General features: G+C 31.0%; 15 protein-coding genes. 1 reads left to right on the forward strand and 14 read right to left on the reverse strand.

Translation table 11 applies throughout. The features are described from left to right. A partial coding sequence (locus CLVI_RS17750) for a transposase domain-containing protein (protein WP_170065552.1) occupies positions 1–199 on the forward strand: 199 nt, incomplete at its 5' end. A gap of 36 nt (positions 200–235) precedes the next feature. Here the strand turns inward: CLVI_RS17750 and CLVI_RS00010 are convergent. The 14 genes from CLVI_RS00010 to CLVI_RS00075 all read right to left on the reverse strand — a co-directional run bounded on the left by CLVI_RS00010 (position 236) and on the right by CLVI_RS00075 (position 17,496). Further along, positions 236–2,371 (reverse strand): diguanylate cyclase domain-containing protein, encoded by a 2,136-nt coding sequence (locus CLVI_RS00010; protein ID WP_106058061.1) that lies wholly within the window; start codon positions 2,369–2,371, stop codon positions 236–238. A 568-nt stretch (positions 2,372–2,939) separates the two neighbouring features. Next, positions 2,940–4,658, reverse strand: coding sequence for a diguanylate cyclase (locus CLVI_RS00015; protein WP_106058062.1), 1,719 nt, complete (start codon positions 4,656–4,658; stop codon positions 2,940–2,942). 203 nt (positions 4,659–4,861) lie between these two features. Then, on the reverse strand, positions 4,862–5,794 hold the full coding sequence (locus tag CLVI_RS00020) for a methyl-accepting chemotaxis protein (RefSeq protein ID WP_106058063.1): 933 nt from the start codon (positions 5,792–5,794) through the stop codon (positions 4,862–4,864). Positions 5,795–5,829: 35 nt separating this feature from the next. Next, positions 5,830–6,573: an MCP four helix bundle domain-containing protein gene (locus CLVI_RS00025; protein WP_106058064.1), complete on the reverse strand. Its 744-nt coding sequence runs from the start codon at positions 6,571–6,573 to the stop codon at positions 5,830–5,832. Between the two features lie 237 nt (positions 6,574–6,810). Continuing rightward, positions 6,811–7,152, reverse strand: coding sequence for a zinc ribbon domain-containing protein YjdM (locus tag CLVI_RS00030; protein WP_106058065.1), 342 nt, complete (start codon positions 7,150–7,152; stop codon positions 6,811–6,813). 113 nt (positions 7,153–7,265) lie between these two features. Beyond that, positions 7,266–8,453 carry a DNA methyltransferase gene (locus tag CLVI_RS00035; protein WP_106058066.1) on the reverse strand — a complete coding sequence of 396 codons (1,188 nt, stop codon included), beginning with the start codon at positions 8,451–8,453 and terminating at the stop codon, positions 7,266–7,268. Positions 8,454–8,464: 11 nt separating this feature from the next. Next, positions 8,465–9,493 (reverse strand): radical SAM family protein, encoded by a 1,029-nt coding sequence (locus tag CLVI_RS00040; protein ID WP_106058067.1) that lies wholly within the window; start codon positions 9,491–9,493, stop codon positions 8,465–8,467. Between the two features lie 245 nt (positions 9,494–9,738). Continuing rightward, positions 9,739–10,959, reverse strand: a complete 1,221-nt coding sequence (locus tag CLVI_RS00045; protein WP_106058068.1) for a Zn-dependent hydrolase — start codon at positions 10,957–10,959, stop codon at positions 9,739–9,741. 32 nt (positions 10,960–10,991) lie between these two features. After that, positions 10,992–12,497, reverse strand: a complete 1,506-nt coding sequence (gene preA, locus CLVI_RS00050; protein WP_106058069.1) for an NAD-dependent dihydropyrimidine dehydrogenase subunit PreA — start codon at positions 12,495–12,497, stop codon at positions 10,992–10,994. Positions 12,498–12,516: 19 nt separating this feature from the next. Continuing rightward, positions 12,517–13,884 carry a dihydropyrimidinase gene (gene hydA / locus CLVI_RS00055; RefSeq protein ID WP_106058070.1) on the reverse strand — a complete coding sequence of 456 codons (1,368 nt, stop codon included), beginning with the start codon at positions 13,882–13,884 and terminating at the stop codon, positions 12,517–12,519. 154 nt (positions 13,885–14,038) lie between these two features. Continuing rightward, positions 14,039–15,067 carry an ABC transporter substrate-binding protein gene (locus CLVI_RS00060; protein WP_106058071.1) on the reverse strand — a complete coding sequence of 343 codons (1,029 nt, stop codon included), beginning with the start codon at positions 15,065–15,067 and terminating at the stop codon, positions 14,039–14,041. A 30-nt stretch (positions 15,068–15,097) separates the two neighbouring features. After that, the gene (locus tag CLVI_RS00065; RefSeq protein ID WP_106058072.1) at positions 15,098–15,865 is read right to left on the reverse strand and encodes an ABC transporter permease; all 768 of its coding nucleotides are present in this window, start codon (positions 15,863–15,865) and stop codon (positions 15,098–15,100) included. Positions 15,866–15,883: 18 nt separating this feature from the next. Continuing rightward, positions 15,884–16,660, reverse strand: coding sequence for an ABC transporter permease (locus CLVI_RS00070; protein ID WP_106058073.1), 777 nt, complete (start codon positions 16,658–16,660; stop codon positions 15,884–15,886). Between the two features lie 2 nt (positions 16,661–16,662). After that, positions 16,663–17,496 carry an ABC transporter ATP-binding protein gene (locus CLVI_RS00075; RefSeq protein ID WP_106058074.1) on the reverse strand — a complete coding sequence of 278 codons (834 nt, stop codon included), beginning with the start codon at positions 17,494–17,496 and terminating at the stop codon, positions 16,663–16,665. Positions 17,497–17,554 lie beyond the last annotated feature (58 nt).

The raw sequence follows: 17,554 nt of genomic DNA on the forward strand, positions 1-17,554 counted from the left end.
TCGCGGTGCGAAGGCAAGCGCAACAATCTATAGTATTGTAGAAACTGCCAAAGAAAATGGTTTAAACCCAATGAAATATTTAACTTTTCTATTTGAGAAAATTCCTAATATGGATTTCAAAAATGATCCAGATTTATTTAAATCACTATTTCCATGGAGTAATCTTCCTGCTGAATGCTATTTAAATAAAAAGGATTGAAAATAAGCGGTTAATGACTGTCAACGTGACGAGTTATTAACCGCTTACTTTTAAAGATTCAATTATATATTTTGTTTCCTTCATTATTATATTTTCTGTTATTTCTACTTCCAAATCCTTTGGACTTAAATCTGTTTCCTTTAAAATCCTAGTAATTTCTTCAGCTATTTTTGTATTTTGAAATTGGTTTACTGAGAGATTAACTGCTATTGAGACATTCAATATACCAGCATCTTGCCATGCTTTATTTTGTCTGCAGGCACTTCTCATTACCCATTCACCAATTGGAAGTATTAGTCCAGTCTTTTCAGCTATATATATAAACTCACCTGGATTTACTATTCCGAGTTTTTTATTATGCCACCTAATTAATGCTTCTAAGCCAATAATTTCACCTGATATTATATTTACTTGAGGTTGATAATATAATTCTAGTTCATTCCGATCTAGTGCGCTGTATAAACTATTCGTTAACTTCATTTCTTTAATCATACTATCTTTAATAATTGGAGTACAAAGCCTAAATTTATTTTTACCATCTTCTTTTGCCCTATACATTGCAATATCAGCATTTTTTATTAGGGTTTCTATATCTTTACCATCTAGGGGATAAACAGCACCACCAATACTAGTAGTTATAAATAAATCACGATTATTTATTGTAAATGGCTTTTTAAAAATATCAAGAATTCTTTCTGACACTTTTTCAAAATAATAATCTTCCTCTAAATTTTTAATTAAAATAAGAAACTCGTCTCCTCCGACTCTACAAACAGTATCCTCTGCTCTTACTGTACGTATCAACTTTTGTGAAATAATTTTTAAAAGTTCATCTCCTCTAGAATGCCCCATTGTGTCATTTATCCTTTTAAAAGAATCTAGATCAAGAAATAGCACACCTAAAGTTTTTTTGTTTTTCTTTGCATCAAGAATACATTTATTTAACCTATCATTAAATAACCTTTTATTTGGTAAACACGTTAAATAATCATAGTAGGCTAGTTTTTTTATTTTCCCCTCCATGTCTATACGTATGTTTATTTCATGCTCTAACTCCTTATTAACTTCACTTAGCTCACTGGTTCTTTCCTTAACTTTAATTTCAAGCTCATCATATGATTTAATTAATTTTTTCTGAACTATTTTAATTTCTGAAATGTCCTGAAGTATAGCCACGAATCCCAATGAATCTCCCCATTCATCTTCTAAAATTGCTGAAGAAAAAAGAATAGGTATTTTAGTCTTATTTTTTTTCACAACCTCAATTTCAAAACTATTACAGCTCGTTAGTTTTGATATTTCTGTTGTTTCTGAAAATAAAACACTTACCAATTTACCCTTTAGTTGATTTTTTTCATACCCTAATAATTTAAGTGCTCCATTGTTAATATCTTTAATTATGCCCTCATGATTTGCAATAATTAATCCTTCATTAATTATTTTCAAAACCTCTAAAGCAAAATTCTCTGGATTAAGGTCCATCAATTTATATTTTTTAATTGAATACCATATACCGATTATAGGTATAATAGCTAAAATAATTCCAATAGAAGGTATAGGGGGTATTCCTATCCTGGGAAGAATAATATCTGAAACACCACCTGATATTATAGCTATAATCATTGTAATTATTATAAGCTTTGCCTGTTTCCTCTCCCTTATTATTTCCGAATTTTTCCACCATTTAAATAAGAAAAAGATAACTGCTAACATATAAGAAAAATAATAAACATTGAAAAAGTTTGTCCAAACAAATCCTCTATCCTTTTCTGCAAGGACAACCCATCCTAAATTGATTTTCACAAAACTTTGTGATGTTAGAGGTTGAAAAAAATACAAATAAATTGAAAATATAGCTGGAAAATAAAAAATCAACCTTGCAAATGACCTTTTTAAAAACCCTTCTTTACCTGTTAGAACGATAATAAAATTCAAAAGCACACATGGAAATGTCGTCCAGGAAAAGCTGGAGTAAATATGAAAAAATCTTGCGGTTGTAGCATCAATTGAACAATTTCTCAAAGCAAACATAAACGCCCAAAATGCTAAAGCAATACACATAATAAAAAAAATTCTGTTTAATTTATTCTTTTTATCATTTAGAAATGTAACTATACCTATAATCCCATATGTTATTGCACATAGAAAATATATCATGCTAAAACAAACCATAACCTACTCTCCTCCAGTCACTTTTATTTACTATTGTTTACTTTTCTCAATAATATCTTTTATTTTAGAGGAGTATATTTTATATACATTTCCGCCAATTCTACTACTGTAATAAGTATTCTATATCTATTTTTCTTAGTACCTGCACGCTCAAAGATTTTTATCTTATACTTATAATCTTTAATATATTCATATACAATCATTTCTATAACTTACATATGATTACACAATGTTACAAATTTTTTCTTGTTCTTTATCCTCTGATAACCTCTAACTAGCAATTATAGATTTATGATATATAAAAAACATGCATAGACTTGATTTATACAAATCTATGCATGTTCCCAACTATTAAAATATATCTGAAAGTTCAACTTGCAAATCTTCAGTTTTACTTCTGGTTGTACTACTAAGCAGTATATTTTCCTTCTGATACAATAATAATAATAGTACTCTTCATCATTTGTCATATGTTTTATTATATTATATCCTAATAAGGTGTGACTTTTAATTATTCTTTTTCACGTTCTGTAAATCCTAATTTCCCTCCAAGTAAAACCGAATATTTTTAAACCATCTTAGAATGTTCACCTGTATACTTGACCTTAGCATCTTCAGCTTCTGCTAGAGCAACAACAGAATCCATTAGCAATTCTCTATTTATATCTTTGTTATCATCTTTCAAAAATACATTCATATTTTCATTATAAATATTACACTGATTTCTACCATTTTGCTTTGAATAGTACATCGCAGTGTCAGATTTTTTTATCAAGCCTTCTGCATCTAATGCATGCTTTGGATAAAAAGCTATCCCTATACTTATAGTAATTGGAAAATAGTCAGAGTATTTTTGTATATCCTGATTTTCAGCAATACGTTTTCTGATTTTTTCTGCTTCAATAAGCGCTTCTTCAGAAGTATAGTCACACATCATAACCACAAATTCTTCTCCACCATATCTAAAAACCATACCCATATCTTTTACTTCATCTTTTATTATTTTTGAAGTCTCTATTAAAACATAATCACCAACCTCATGCCCATATGTGTCATTTGTTAATTTAAATTTATCAATGTCACAAAACATAACAGCTATTTGTTTATGCCCTTCAGCTAACTTATTCTTAATGCTTTCAAAATAATATCTATGATTATACAATGAAGTTAAACAGTCTGTATTTACACATACTTTCAGCTCTTGATTTTCTTTTTTGTGTTCATATATCTTATCTACCATATCATTAAAACTTCCAGCTAAGCTTATTACCTCATTTGTTCCATTTACATTAACATGTATTAATAAGTTATTATTTTTCATACTTTTAATTTGATTTTCAAGGTTTTTAATAGGATTAACAATAATTCCTTTAAACCTAAATCCTAAAATTAAAATTATAAGAGCAGACAAAATCATCACCGCAAAGCTATTCCTTTGCAATAATTTCTGAGCTGATAGAAATGTATCTCTAGATTGAATAACATTCATATATCCTATGTTATTATCTGAGATGTCTATTATAGGCAAACTCCCTATAATCTTTAAATTATCAATTTTATATACAGGATTGTTTTTATTTTCATTAATAAGTACAATATTGCTATTAACATATTCACTTATTTCCTCGTTTGAAACAAATCCATTTTCATAGGTAATAAAAATATTACTACCAAGATCTTCATTTATTGCTTGTACAAATAGGGATGAAACCTTCTTACCAAGAATGACAACACCATGGCAATTTCCTTCAGTAGTATTCTTGAAAATAGGACATTCACTTATCATATATATCTCCCCATCATACATCTTAAAACCAGTAATTATTGATTTTTCATTATATTCATTTTCATTTAATGATTTCAAGATATTATTGTCATTTAAAATTTCATTAATATTATTTAATCCATTCTGAACGATGATTTTTTTATCCCTATTTAATATAACTATTAAATCTATACCATTTTTATCTGGAAGCCACTCTGTAAAATTTTCCTTATACCATGTTTCATCTATATTTACCTCTTGCACTTTACTATAATGTTCATCCCAAAAAGCATAGTCTTGCGTTATTCTTTCAAGTTCCTTAATTTTCGATTGAAATATTTTACTAGACTGATTCGTACTTAATATCACATCCCCATTTTCTATTCTTGAAAAATACTTTGAAATAATAATGTTATTTAATATTAAATTTAAACCAAGAGTAATAATTACTATTAAAAATAGTAATATTTTAATTATTGTGCCTAAATTATTCATGGATTTCTTTATTTTATTAGTTTTCATATAACTACACTCCCTTTCGCAGTACTCAAGGCTTCAAAGAAGTTTATGAAATTATACAAACTTCTGAATATTGTAAATAATATTTATTTAGTGAAAAAATGTACTCTATTTTTTTATTTGTACGGTTATATATATTCGAAATTATTTGTAAATACCTCCTTAAAAGTATAAAAAAGCTAGGCTTAATACCTAGCTTATATAGCTTACATCTTAAATTTTTGAACCATACCATTTAATTTTTCTGCTAATATGGCTTGATTTTGAGAAGCTTTTGTAATTTCTTTAATTGCCATAACAGATTCATTGACACTTGCTAATATTTCCTCTGAGCTAGCAACTGATTCCTCAGCTGTAGCAGTAACATTTTCAATTGCTTTTGTAATTTCCGATACAGTTTCATTTACTATATTCATTGAAGCTCCAATATCCGAAGATAGCTTATTAAATTCTGACGCATCCTCACCATATTGCTTACCTGTATCTAGAAACAATGCATAATCAGCTTTAACTTCGTTATCAATAAAACCCAATACATCCTCAGCACTATTAGAAATATTCTGGAACGCTTGTTCAACTTTCTCAGTTACCTCATGGATTTTTTTAACTGCAGTCGCTGGCTCTTCAGCTAATTTTTTAACTTCTTCAGCCACCACGGCGAAGCCCTTACCTTGTTCCCCAGCTCTTGCTGCTTCAATAGCTGCATTAAGTGCAAGAAGATTTGTCTGACTTGCTATATTTCCTATCTCATCTGCCATTATCTTAACTTCACTAACAACCTTACCATCAGCAATGGCTTTTAATATGCTTTCTTGCTTTTGTAAATATACTCTCTTTGCGGTATTAGCACTATCTTCAGCAGTTTTTGTAACTTGTTTTGCTCTTACTTCTATTTCCTTTGCACTTTTATTTCCTTCATTTGCACGTCCTGTAACTTCAGCCACATTTTCTGCAATACTTTCTGTGGTTGCATTTACTTCTTCCGTTGTAGCGCTTAACATTTCTGCACCTAAGGATACTTGTCTTACTGATTCATTGACAACATCCATTCCTGCTGATATTTCTTCTGTTGTAGCTGACAGTTCTTCGCTGGTAGCACTAATATCACCAGCACTTTCTGATATTTCTCCAATTAACATTTTTAAATTTGCCGTAGCTTTATTTAAAGCTTTTGCTAAACTTCAATTTCATCCTTAGTATCGATATTAATAGTTTTTGTTAAATCATTTTCTCCAAGGGCTTCAGCAACAGTTACAACCTTCTTTATCTGCCTTGAAATTGAAAGTGAAATTACTAAACCTAATATAACAGCAACAATTAATCCTAGGGCACTAATTTCTATAATTTTCATATTTGCCTTATTATAAGATGATTGACTATTGTCATAGTTATTTTTTGCCATATCCATATTTAATATAATCTCTTTATCTAAAAGTGTAAACATATCAACCCTAGCTTTGGTAACAGCCGGAGCAAGTTCCTTTGCTTTATCATAGTTCCCTTCATCGACTTGCTTAGTTAGTTCCTCTCTATTTGTACGATATACTTCAAGAATTTTTTCAAATTGTGCAAATAGTTGCCTATCTGCCTCAGTATTTATAGTTGTTTTGTATACTACAATATCTTCATCATCTTTAGTTGTTAAACTTGCAATATCATCTTTGTACTTTTGTAAATCACTTTTGTTTTCAGGATTAAGAATTAACAATGAATCATATGCAATACCTAATAAATTCGCCTTAATGTTATTAATAGTATTAACAGCTACCAAATCTACATTATACATACTATTAATATTCGTATTCATATTTTTCATGTTATAGATTCCAATAGCCCCAACAATGCCTATAAATAATGTAACCAGGACAAATGCTGACACTAGTTTTTGAATCATTTTTAAGTTATTAAACCACTTCATTAATCATCACTCCTAAAATATAATATTATTCCACTTTTTTACAATCAAACTCCTATTTATAATATTGCATTGAATTCAATTTTATGAAAATATATTTATTTTCAGGAAAATATTTGTGGATAGTAATAGCTCAAGAAAAACCCCCGACATCTGTCGAGGGTTTTTCTGTTGGAGTATAAAATTGTAGCTTCTTTTCATTATCTTTATTAGCGCTAATTACAACAATTTTTGCTCCATTTATATCTTTTTAACAAATTCAGATTTTAATTCCATAGCTCCAAACCCATCAATTTTGCAACCAATATTATGATCTCCATCAATCAATCGTATATTTTTTACTTTCGCACCTTTTTTTACTGAAAATGGACTTCCTTTTACTTTAAGATCTTTAAGTACTGTTACAGAATCACCATTCTGTAGTATATTTCCATTTGCATCTTTCACAACCTTTTCAGCCTCACTATTTTCAGTTTCTATATCTAAAGACCACTCATGAGCACATTCTGGGCAAACAAAAAGACCTCTATCTTCATAAGTATATTCTGAATTACATTTTGGGCATTTTGGTAAATCTATCATAATTTCATTTCCTCCATTCGTTATTCTTAGTTATTATATGCTATCATAATCTTCTCATATTGACAAATCTTCCTCCAAGCTCTCCTTGAAGTTTCTTGCTCCACAAGCTTAAACTATTTTAATTTTAATATTCTGCAAAGTAATGACTTATCCTTTTCAGTTCCTCTTCCCTTCATTAACGTTGAAATATCTTCTATTGATGCTACGGTAATATTATCTTTATCTACCTTGTTTTCATAACATTTTGAAAAATCTAAGCGCTCACACTCATAAGTAATATCTATTATATACTCCTCTTCTTTTGCCTTCTTAATTGCCCTTATATAATATCTACCTTTGAGCTTATTGTAGTCAAATTTCTGGTCTATATTATCCTGCCAAGAATATAAATCATATCCTTGATCTTTTAATATGTTAACTATATTCTTAATTGAATTAATATTATTATCAACTAATATATCGCAATCATATGGAGGATTATCTAATACACTCTTACAAATATTAAATAATCCATAACTTCCTATTACTAAATATTTTACTTTTTCGCCAACTTTAACTAGAGCATTTTTATATTCACTATAGTCTCTTTCATCTTCTTTTTTCTTACATATAAATACATACTCATGAGATCTATTTGTTAGAGTTATATCATCTTCTTTGAACTCTTCTTTTTCATAAAGAATTATTCTTTCTTCCTTAAGATTCATATACTTCTTTAAAAGATTACATGTATCATAGGCTTGGGAAATCATATTCCCATTTAGGTTCCTTATATTTTCACTAAAGGCAACCATGTACCCATCTTTCTTTAAAGACTCCGCACATCTTTTAATTACCTTTTCTATAAATTCTAAATACATATTATAACTTTTTATATTATAAAAGTTGCCATCTTCACTATCCTCTATATTTCCATTATAGTAAGGAAAATTAGTAACTACTAAATCAATATTATTTGGATACTCAAAAGTAAGTGAATCTCCATTTATTAATTCTGGAATGTACTTATATCTTTCTTTATAATAATCTATTCTTTTGGTAAGATTCACAAACCTTTCTTTTTCAAGCTCTATACCTACTGCTCTTCTTCCTTGTATTGCTGCTCCTATAATTGTTGTTCCCATTCCTGCAAAGGGTTCAAAAATCAAATCCCCTGGTTTTGAAAATTCTTTTATAAAAGGGCTAACCTGTGCCACCCAACTTATATCTCTAAAATTCATAAAATCTTTTGGAAACATATCCTTTGTTATTTTAAAATCCTCTATTTCTTCCTTTAAAATTAAATAACTATTTACTCCCATGTTTTCACCACCTAAAAAATCTTATTTTTCATACTCCAATCACAACATAAATCTCCATTTGGATAGTAGATTAACTTTTGTATTTCATCCTTATTATGTTGTTTTATCATTTCCTCATAATCAGATACCTCAAAGGTTACCTCCATATCTTTCTTATATTCATATTTAAAAGAAAAATAATAATATCCTCTAAGTATTTCCGTAAGCGTAAAGGCCTTATCTTCTATATCCTTTAAAACTTCTATTAATGGAACTCGATTTTTCCTTATATAATTACTGCTTTCATTTCCTGATATACTTTCATTAAATAGTGACAATTCTCTAAATACAACCTTATTAATTCCATTATTCCTTGCCCATTTCAAGTAATTCTTAACCTCTTCATAACTATTAACTCCCGTATTTTGTAATACACAAACTAACTTTATATCCACATAATTTTTTAAAGTTCTAACTATATTTTCATAATTTCTATTAAGCTGTATATCCTTGTTTTTAAACCTTACTATATTATTATTAACATCTTCATTATAGTGATGTCTAGAGGTTTCAATACGACTTATATTATAATCTTTTATTATATCAATAATTTTTCCTAAGTTATAAGTTCCAGCAGAAAGATTAGAGTAAATAACTTTTTCTTCTATGCGTCCCCCATCCTCTTCCCAATTCTTAAAGACTTGTAATACTTCCTTTAAAAAATCTAAGCTTTCTAAAGGTTCAATTCCTGAAACTGATAAAAATATTCTGTTTTCTTTCAACTTGCTTAAAATCAATCTTAGCTTTTTAAAATACTTTTCACTTAGCTTAAAATCTTTAGCTTGTCCGCTCGTTCTTTCTAGCTTCTCTGAACAAAATCTACAATTTGCACTGCAATTATTATAAATATATGGTGTAAAAGAAATCTTCTTAGCCAATTCTTTTTGAAATTCTTTAATTTCTATAAATTCTTGTTTTATATTGCTTTTATAATCTACTTTCTTATATTTTTCTCTTAATTTATTTGCATATTCTTTGTAATTCTCATAGTAATATTGCATACACTACTCCTTATCAAATATTATGAATAAACTCTATTATAATTTTACTGTTTTTCAGACTAAATTACAAAATTTATAATTAGTGCGAAAACTTTTTTATAATGAATTTTAACTAATATATTGAAATCTAAAGTACAAATCATCTATAATCCCTACATATAAAGTAACCACGACATTACTGTCGTGGTTTTCATGGTGGTATCAACCTTGATGGGTGAAATCCTCTATTATATTCTTCTGCTTAATTAATTTTTATCAATATCTAAAATTGTCTGTAATAATACATTTGCACCTTTTAAACAGTTATCAATAGGTGTAAATTCTTTTTCGCAATGACTATGCCCATTTTCACTTGGAACAAAAATCATTGTACTTGGAATAATATCTGTAACGAACTGAGCATCATGACCTGGCCCACTGTACATTCTCTTAGCTGTATATCCATATTCCTTTGCACTATTTTCAACATAATTTACAAATTCAGAATTAAATTCTACTGTATTCCGTGCCCATGCTTTTTCGTAGCTTGCTTCACATTTTTCAACTATTTTGGGGATAGCCTTAATAATTTCAAGAACTTGCTTAATTACTTCTGCATCTTGATGCCTTGCATCCAATGTAAACTTAACAATATCAGGAATAACTGTATGAATGTTTGGATGAGCTGAAATCTTACCCGTTGTATATACTAGCTTACCGTCAAGCTTATCAAGTTCCTCATGAAGATATAGAATTGTCTTTGTAGCTGCATATAATGCATCTTTTCTATACTTCATAGGAGTTGTTCCTGCATGATCCGCTTGCCCTATAAATGTGAATTCGTAGTTAATCATACCGCAAACACCTTCAACTACACCGATATCAACTTTTTCATTTTCTAGGACTGGTCCCTGCTCTACGTGTAATTCTACTAGTGCTCTATATTTATCAGGAGTCATTCTATTTTCAACTTTACCCATATATCCACTAGCTTCTAAAGCTTCCTTAAAAGTAACACCATCTAAATCCTTTGATGCTAACATAAGATCCTTATCAAATTTCCCACAAATAACACCTGATGACATCATTGCAGGCTCAAAACGAGCACCTTCTTCATTTGTCCATACAATAACTGTAATAGGATGCTTATGTGAAATTTTTTCTGTAATAATTGTTTCAACAGCTTCAAGGGCAGTTAAAACACCTAAAACACCATCATAGTTACCACCTTGTCTAACTGAATCCAAGTGAGAACCTGCCATAATGGCTGGAAGGTCTAATTCACCAGGGATAGTAGCATAAATATTTGCCATGTCATCAGTTTTTATATCCATTCCAAGAGCCCTGCACCTTTTGCAAAACTCTTCTCTTGCATCTAAAGCCTCCGGTGACAAAGATAATCTTGTGATTCCACCCTTTCCTGTATCTCCAAATTTACTAAAAGTTTTTACTTTATCGTCCATTCTATCTTTACTACAACTTAACATATTTATATCCCCCTTAAATTTTTTTCGTATATTTATTGTTTTGTATTCACTCTTTTTCCTGGCAATACGGCCTGTACTGGGCAAACTGTAACGCATAAGTGGCATCCCACACATTTATTTACTATAAGAACAGGTTTTTTAGTCTTTTCATTTATCTTAATTGCTTGATGGCCTCCATCATAACAAGATAAATAACATCGTCCACATCCTAAACATTTATCTCTATCAAACCTTGGATAACAAATACTATCTCGCTCAAGTTTGTCTGCTGGGACAATATTAGGTAAGGCTTGCCCAACAATTTGAGATATATTTTTATAGCCTTGTAGACTTAAATATAATTTCATTCCATCCATTAGGTCCTCAATAATTCGGTAACCATACTGCATAACTGCTGTGGTTATCTGTAAATTCTCACAACCTAAAGCCAAAAATTCAGCTGCATCTCTCCAGGTTTCAATTCCCCCCATTCCACTGATTGGTGCATTTTTTAACTCTTTGCAATTTTTCATCTCATGAATAAAACGTAGTGCAATTGGCTTTACTGCTTTTCCTGAATATCCTCCAACACTAGTTTTTCCTTCCACATTTGGTTCTGATGAAAAAGTGGATAGATTTACATTCATAATACTTTTAATAGTATTAATAGCTGCAATTCCTGTAGCGCCGGCTTCCATTGCAGCTATTGCTGGTATAGTCATATTTCCAATGTTAGGTGTCATTTTTGCAAGAATAGGCAAGTTAGTTCCTAGTCTTGTGGCTTTTGTATATAAGTCCACTATTTCTGGATTTTGGCCAACATCAGAACCTACTCCTTTTGCTGTCATATGTGGACAAGAAAAGTTACATTCAATAATATCTGCTCCTGCCTCTGTCATTAATTCTGCAAGTTTAGTCCATTCATCCTCATTTTGTCCCATAATTGATGCTACAATAATTTTGCTTGGATAATCTTTTTTTAATCTTTTTAAAAATTCAATATTTTCTTCTAATGTATGATCTGAAATCTGTTCAATATTTTTAAACCCAACAAAAGGTCCATTCGCTTTACTAAGTGAAGTAAACCTTGGTGAAACTTCTTTTGGTACAAACATACCAATAGTTTTAAAAGCAACTCCTGCCCAACCCATTTCAAATGCCTTTGCTACCATCTCATAATTACTTCCAACTACTGATGAAGAAAGGAAAAATGGATTTTCACAATGGATACCACAAAAATCTATAGATAAATCAACCACTTCTTCTTTTGTTTTAGACTCAGTTGAAATTACTTTCATTATTCGATCAATTTGTATTGGTTCATTAATTTTCCCTTTTAAACAAGCCTCTTTGCATGGTTTTGTGTCACAAGTCTCACAAGGCATTGGATTTGGCAGTTTATTTACTGCCCCAAGCTTATTTTCAAATATCAAGGAACGAATAATACTATCTGGTTCAACTGAGTAAGGACAAGCTTTCGAGCAGGGTGCATCATTACAGAGCAAGCACCCTGCCACATCTTCTTTTATAGAAATATCTTTATACAATAAAATACTCATTTAAGTGCCTCCTAATTAATTATTTACTTCCTACACGTTTTATATATTGTCCAAATCCTGGTTTTCCAATAAAATCACCATTATTGTATACTAAATTTCCACGTACATAAGTCTGTACTGGATATCCATGAAGTGTTTTTCCTTCCCAAATAGTATGGTCATAATCTGAATGCATGTTATCAACAGAAATTGTGAAATCTTTATTTGGATCATAAATTACAATATCTGCATCCTTTCCAACTGTTATTGACCCTTTTTGTATACATCCAAATATTTTAGCTGGATTAGATGAACATAATTCAACTACACGGTTAAAACTTAATTTACCTGAATTTGCTGCTGAAAGCATATAAGGATATAAATTTTCAACTCCGGCACATCCATTTGGAATCTTTGTAAAGTCATCTTTTCCCCAGTCCTTTTCATAACTTTGGAATGGACAATGGTCTGTAGCAATAGTATCAATAGCGCCTGTTTTAATAGCTTTCCAAAGTGCATCCTGACTTTCCTGCCCTTTCATAGGTGGTGAACATACAAAATTTCTTCCATCTTCTCTTTTATAAACATCACATGTAAATTCCAAATATTGTGGACATGTTTCAATATAAATCTCATTACCATCCATTTTGGCCGCAATTGCAGCTTCTAATCCTTCTTTATCCGCCATATGAACTAGATACAATGGTGCTCCTATGGATTTTGCCCAGTGTACTGCCCTTTTATCTGCTTCGGCTTCTACATATTCTGGTCTGCTTAAATAATGATACCAGGCTGAAGTTTTGCCATCTTTTATGAATTGTTGAATATTCAAATCAATTAAATCTGGATTTTCTGCATGAACATTTGTTATGGCACCAGCTTCCTTTGCTTTTAACATTATTTTTACTAAGGTAGCATCATCTACCATCATACCTTCCTTTTTATATACTAAAAAACATTTAAAGCTTGTGACACCGTAATCAACAGCTGCCTTAAATTCCTCTAATATAGCACCACCATTTAAATCAGTTATACAACAGTGGAATGCATAATCAACGCAAGCTTCTGGATCACACATATCTTTTCTTGCTTGAACAGTTTCAATTATTCCGCTTCCCTTTCTTTGCATTGGATAATCAAAAACTGTTGTAACACCACCACAAGCTGCAGCTCTTGTTCCTGCTAAATAGCTGTCTGCTGAAACTGTTCCTCCAAAGGGCATTGCTAAATGAGTATGTGCATCAATGGCACCAGGTAATACAAGTTTGCCCTTGGCATCCACTACCTGTGCTCCCTCTTCTGAAAAACCTGTTCCAATTGCTACAATTTCCCCATTTTTAACAGCAATATCTGCAACATAAGATTCTGATGGTGTTACAATAGTTCCATTTTTTATAATTAAGTCCATAAATTTTCTCCTCCCTTTATACTTTATTTATTTATGACCACTGTAAATTCTAATTAATATTATTTACAGTGGCTTATGTCCTAAAAACAAGGTAACTTTTTAGAGTATTAAAACTCTCTTTAGAAACTCTCTTTAGAAACTAACTTTTATTTTACTATTTTGTTGCTTCATCCAAATATTTTGAAGTAAATGTTGTTTCATCTACTACTGGAGTTTTCGCTAAATCTTTATTATACAGTTCTAAGAATTCTCCTGTTTGCTTAACAGCATCCATATCAATTTGTCCAATTTTTGAAGAATCAAAACCTTCTGGAGTTACAAGTTTTGCAACTTCTTTAGCCATATAAACCTGATGATCTAAAGATACTGATTTATCTAAATTATAAACTATTTCTCCAGCTGCTTCTGGATCTGCACATGCATCTTGCCATCCTTTAATGGAAGCTCTTAAGAAACGAGCCACTAAATCTTCATTTTTTGATGCCCATTCAGAATTTACAAATAAGCAATCCTCAAGCATTGCAACACCTTCATCATTCATGTTAATTACATTTAAATTATCTTTTGAAATTCCATTTTCTAACAATAAGCCAAACTCGTTGTAAGTCATTGCTGATGCTACATCAACAGTTCCTTCTTGTAGTTGATCCATTGTATAATCTTGTTGTACAAGTTCTAAATCATTGGTCTTATCTAGTTTATATTTTTCTAATAATGCAAGAACTTCATATTCATTACCACCAAACCAGTTCGAGACCTTTTTACCTGCTAAATCCTTTGCTGAATTAATTCCAGTAGTTTTTTTGGATACTAACAATAAACCAGACTCTTGAAATGTTTGAGCAATTTCTTGTAATTCATATCCTTGAGCTTGATAAGTCATTAAACTTGATACCCAAGTAACACCGATATCTGCTGCACCATTAGATACATTTTGTTCTGCAATAATATCACTTCCACCGGGTAGGATATTAATATCAATTCCTTCGTCCTCATAATACCCCTTTGATGCTGCCACATAATACCCCATGAATTGTGATTGTGGAAGCCATTTTAACTGAAGGTTTACCTTATCTAACTCTCCGTCTGTTTTTGTTGTGTCTGCTTCCTTAGTTCCACAACCAGTAAGCATAACGCCCCCCATTACAACAACTAATAACATAGCTAATAAATTTTTTTTCATACAAAACTCCCCCTCTAAAATATAAATAATTTATCTTTGTGAAGCATGCCATTTTATGGCTCTGCGTTCTACCAATATAATAATTAGATAAAGCGTAATTCCAACCAAAGCTGCCATAACTATATAAGACCAGCCTATGGCCATCATTCCTTTTCTTAGGTTATCTTTAATCGCAAATCCAAGACCTGCTGTAGATGAAGCGAAATACTCACTAATCATTGCTGCCATTAGTGCTGAGGCTACATTAATTTTTAATGCTGTTAATACACTTGGTAGACAATTTGGTAGACGAAGTTTAAAAAATACAACTCTTTTTGGTGCTGCATAAGATTCTAACAAATCTTTTGCAAATGGCTCCAAATCATTTAATCCACGGTAAGCATTAATTGCCATAGCTGCCATACATACAACTGATACAACACCAACCTTTTGTGCAAAACCACTAGAAAACCAGCGATTCATAATAGGAGATAATGCAACAATTGGAATTGCATTAAATGCAGCTATTACAGTAAGTCCTGTATAACCCCATTTTGGGAATTGTGTAGCTATCACTGCAACAATAAATCCAAGTGCACATCCTATAGCAAGTCCAACCAATGCTCCAGAAACTGTAATTATCGTATCAGATAAAGCTTTACCAAAATTTTCATGTAACGTAGTTACAATTTGTGATGGCAGTGGTAATTGATAGGGTTTGAACCCTAATATGTTATGAAGGATACCTACTTGCCACAGAGCTACTATTAATATTCCAAAGCCTAATGGCCATAATACATTTTTAAGTTTTTCTGTCATATATTAATCTCCTTTCTTTTACGCCTTTTCTTTTCTCCAAGGCATACAAATTTTTTCAAGAAAAACAACAATAAAGTAGCTAATAATTCCCATGAAAGCACTTGTTATTACTGAGTCCCAAAATATATCTTTACTTCCCGAATATAAAGCATAGAGAAGTTTTACTCCGATTCCACCACTTGATCCCAGCATATCAACTAAAATAGATGCTGTGATTGCCATTGGTGCAGCTATTTTTAACCCTACAAATAAATAAGGTAATGCGTAGGGAATCATAAGCTTACAGTAGATGCTTTTTTTCTTTGCCGCATAAGAATATAATAAGTCTTTTTTATCACTATCAACACTATTAAGTCCGCTTAGCATATTAATAGCAACTGGGAAAAATGTTATGTAAGCAGCGATAATTATTCTAGCTGTATTCATATCCTTTGCAAGAGTAAAAACAATAGGTGCTAACCCCAAAACAGGTATCATTTGAGATATAACCAAATATGGTAATGCTATTTTCTCTGCTATTTTAGATAAACTCATAATTATAGCTAATATGATTCCTATTGCTGCGCCTATCGCAAATCCAACCACAGCTCTAGAAAAAGTAAGTCCAGCTGCACTAATTAATTCTGTAAAATTCTGTGCAACTGATACAATAACACGGTGCAGATAAGGTAGTTTTGCTTCTGCCATTGGATCATTAGTTACTTTATCTAGGAAGAAAGCAACCAATTCCCAAACCATGAAAATTCCAATGGTCCAAACCAAATTAACCTTAAATTTTTCTTTCTTACTTATCATTCTCACACCCCCTCAAAACTATTTCGGATCTTTGTAATATACTCATAAAACTCAGGTGTTTGCTTTGATTCCATATTTCTTGGCCTTGGTATATTAATATCAATTACTGCTGATACGCGTCCAGGATGTGGTGAAAGAACAACTACCCTGTCTGATAAAAAAACTGCCTCTGAAATATTATGGGTTACAAACACTACAGTTTTATTTGTCTTCCTCCATATACTAAGAAGATCAAAATGAAGTTTCTCCTTGGTAAATTCATCTAATGCAGAAAACGGTTCATCCATAAGAAGAATTTCTGGTCTAATTGCTAATGCTCTTGCAATACCGACTCTTTGTTGCATACCTCCACTTAACTCATAAGGATATTGATTTCCAAATTCAGTAAGCCCAACTAAATCAAGCATTTTTGAAACTCTAGCAGTACGTTCTGCTTTTTTCATCCCCAAAAGTTCCATTGGCATACACACATTTCTTCGAACTGTTCTCCAATCATATAAAACAGGATTTTGAAACACAAAACCATATTTCTTTTGAAGTCGTATTTCTCGTGTAGTTTCTCCTCTTACCGTAACTTTTCCAAGGGACGGCTGTAGCAAATCAGCTATAATTCGAAGTAGTGTTGTCTTTCCACAACCAGAAGGACCTAATAATGAAATAAACTCTCCTTCTTTAATGTCTAAATTAACATCTTTAAGCGCCGTTACCGGTTCTCCTCCTTTTTTATCTTGGAAAATCATACTTAAATTTTCTATTTTAATTTCAACATTTTCTTCTCTTGGTTTAGAAAAATCTCTTTCCTTAAATTCTGATTCTATTTCATTTAATTTATTCATTACTTTATGCCCCCTTATTCTAAAAAAAAACGCCGCAAAACATATTGTTTTGCGCCGT

This window comes from Clostridium vincentii (assembly GCF_002995745.1).
GTDB classification, from domain to species: Bacteria; Bacillota; Clostridia; order Clostridiales; family Clostridiaceae; genus Clostridium; species Clostridium vincentii.

Excerpts from the sequence above, each read along its gene's own strand:
- CLVI_RS00075 (WP_106058074.1), bottom strand. The coding sequence starts at position 17,496 with ATGAATAAATTAAATGAAATAGAATCAGAATTTAAGGAAAGAGATTTT.
- CLVI_RS00065 (WP_106058072.1), bottom strand. The coding sequence starts at position 15,865 with ATGACAGAAAAACTTAAAAATGTATTATGGCCATTAGGCTTTGGAATA.
- CLVI_RS00015 (WP_106058062.1), bottom strand. The coding sequence starts at position 4,658 with ATGAAAACTAATAAAATAAAGAAATCCATGAATAATTTAGGCACAATA.
- CLVI_RS00025 (WP_106058064.1), bottom strand. The coding sequence starts at position 6,573 with ATGAAGTGGTTTAATAACTTAAAAATGATTCAAAAACTAGTGTCAGCA.
- CLVI_RS00060 (WP_106058071.1), bottom strand. The coding sequence starts at position 15,067 with ATGAAAAAAAATTTATTAGCTATGTTATTAGTTGTTGTAATGGGGGGC.
- CLVI_RS00070 (WP_106058073.1), bottom strand. The coding sequence starts at position 16,660 with ATGATAAGTAAGAAAGAAAAATTTAAGGTTAATTTGGTTTGGACCATT.
- CLVI_RS00040 (WP_106058067.1), bottom strand. The coding sequence starts at position 9,493 with ATGCAATATTACTATGAGAATTACAAAGAATATGCAAATAAATTAAGA.
- CLVI_RS00010 (WP_106058061.1), bottom strand. The coding sequence starts at position 2,371 with ATGGTTTGTTTTAGCATGATATATTTTCTATGTGCAATAACATATGGG.
- CLVI_RS00020 (WP_106058063.1), bottom strand. The coding sequence starts at position 5,794 with ATGTTAATTGGAGAAATATCAGAAAGTGCTGGTGATATTAGTGCTACC.
- CLVI_RS00030 (WP_106058065.1), bottom strand. The coding sequence starts at position 7,152 with ATGATAGATTTACCAAAATGCCCAAAATGTAATTCAGAATATACTTAT.
- preA (WP_106058069.1), bottom strand. The coding sequence starts at position 12,497 with ATGAGTATTTTATTGTATAAAGATATTTCTATAAAAGAAGATGTGGCA.
- CLVI_RS00035 (WP_106058066.1), bottom strand. The coding sequence starts at position 8,453 with ATGGGAGTAAATAGTTATTTAATTTTAAAGGAAGAAATAGAGGATTTT.
- hydA (WP_106058070.1), bottom strand. The coding sequence starts at position 13,884 with ATGGACTTAATTATAAAAAATGGAACTATTGTAACACCATCAGAATCT.
- CLVI_RS00045 (WP_106058068.1), bottom strand. The coding sequence starts at position 10,959 with ATGTTAAGTTGTAGTAAAGATAGAATGGACGATAAAGTAAAAACTTTT.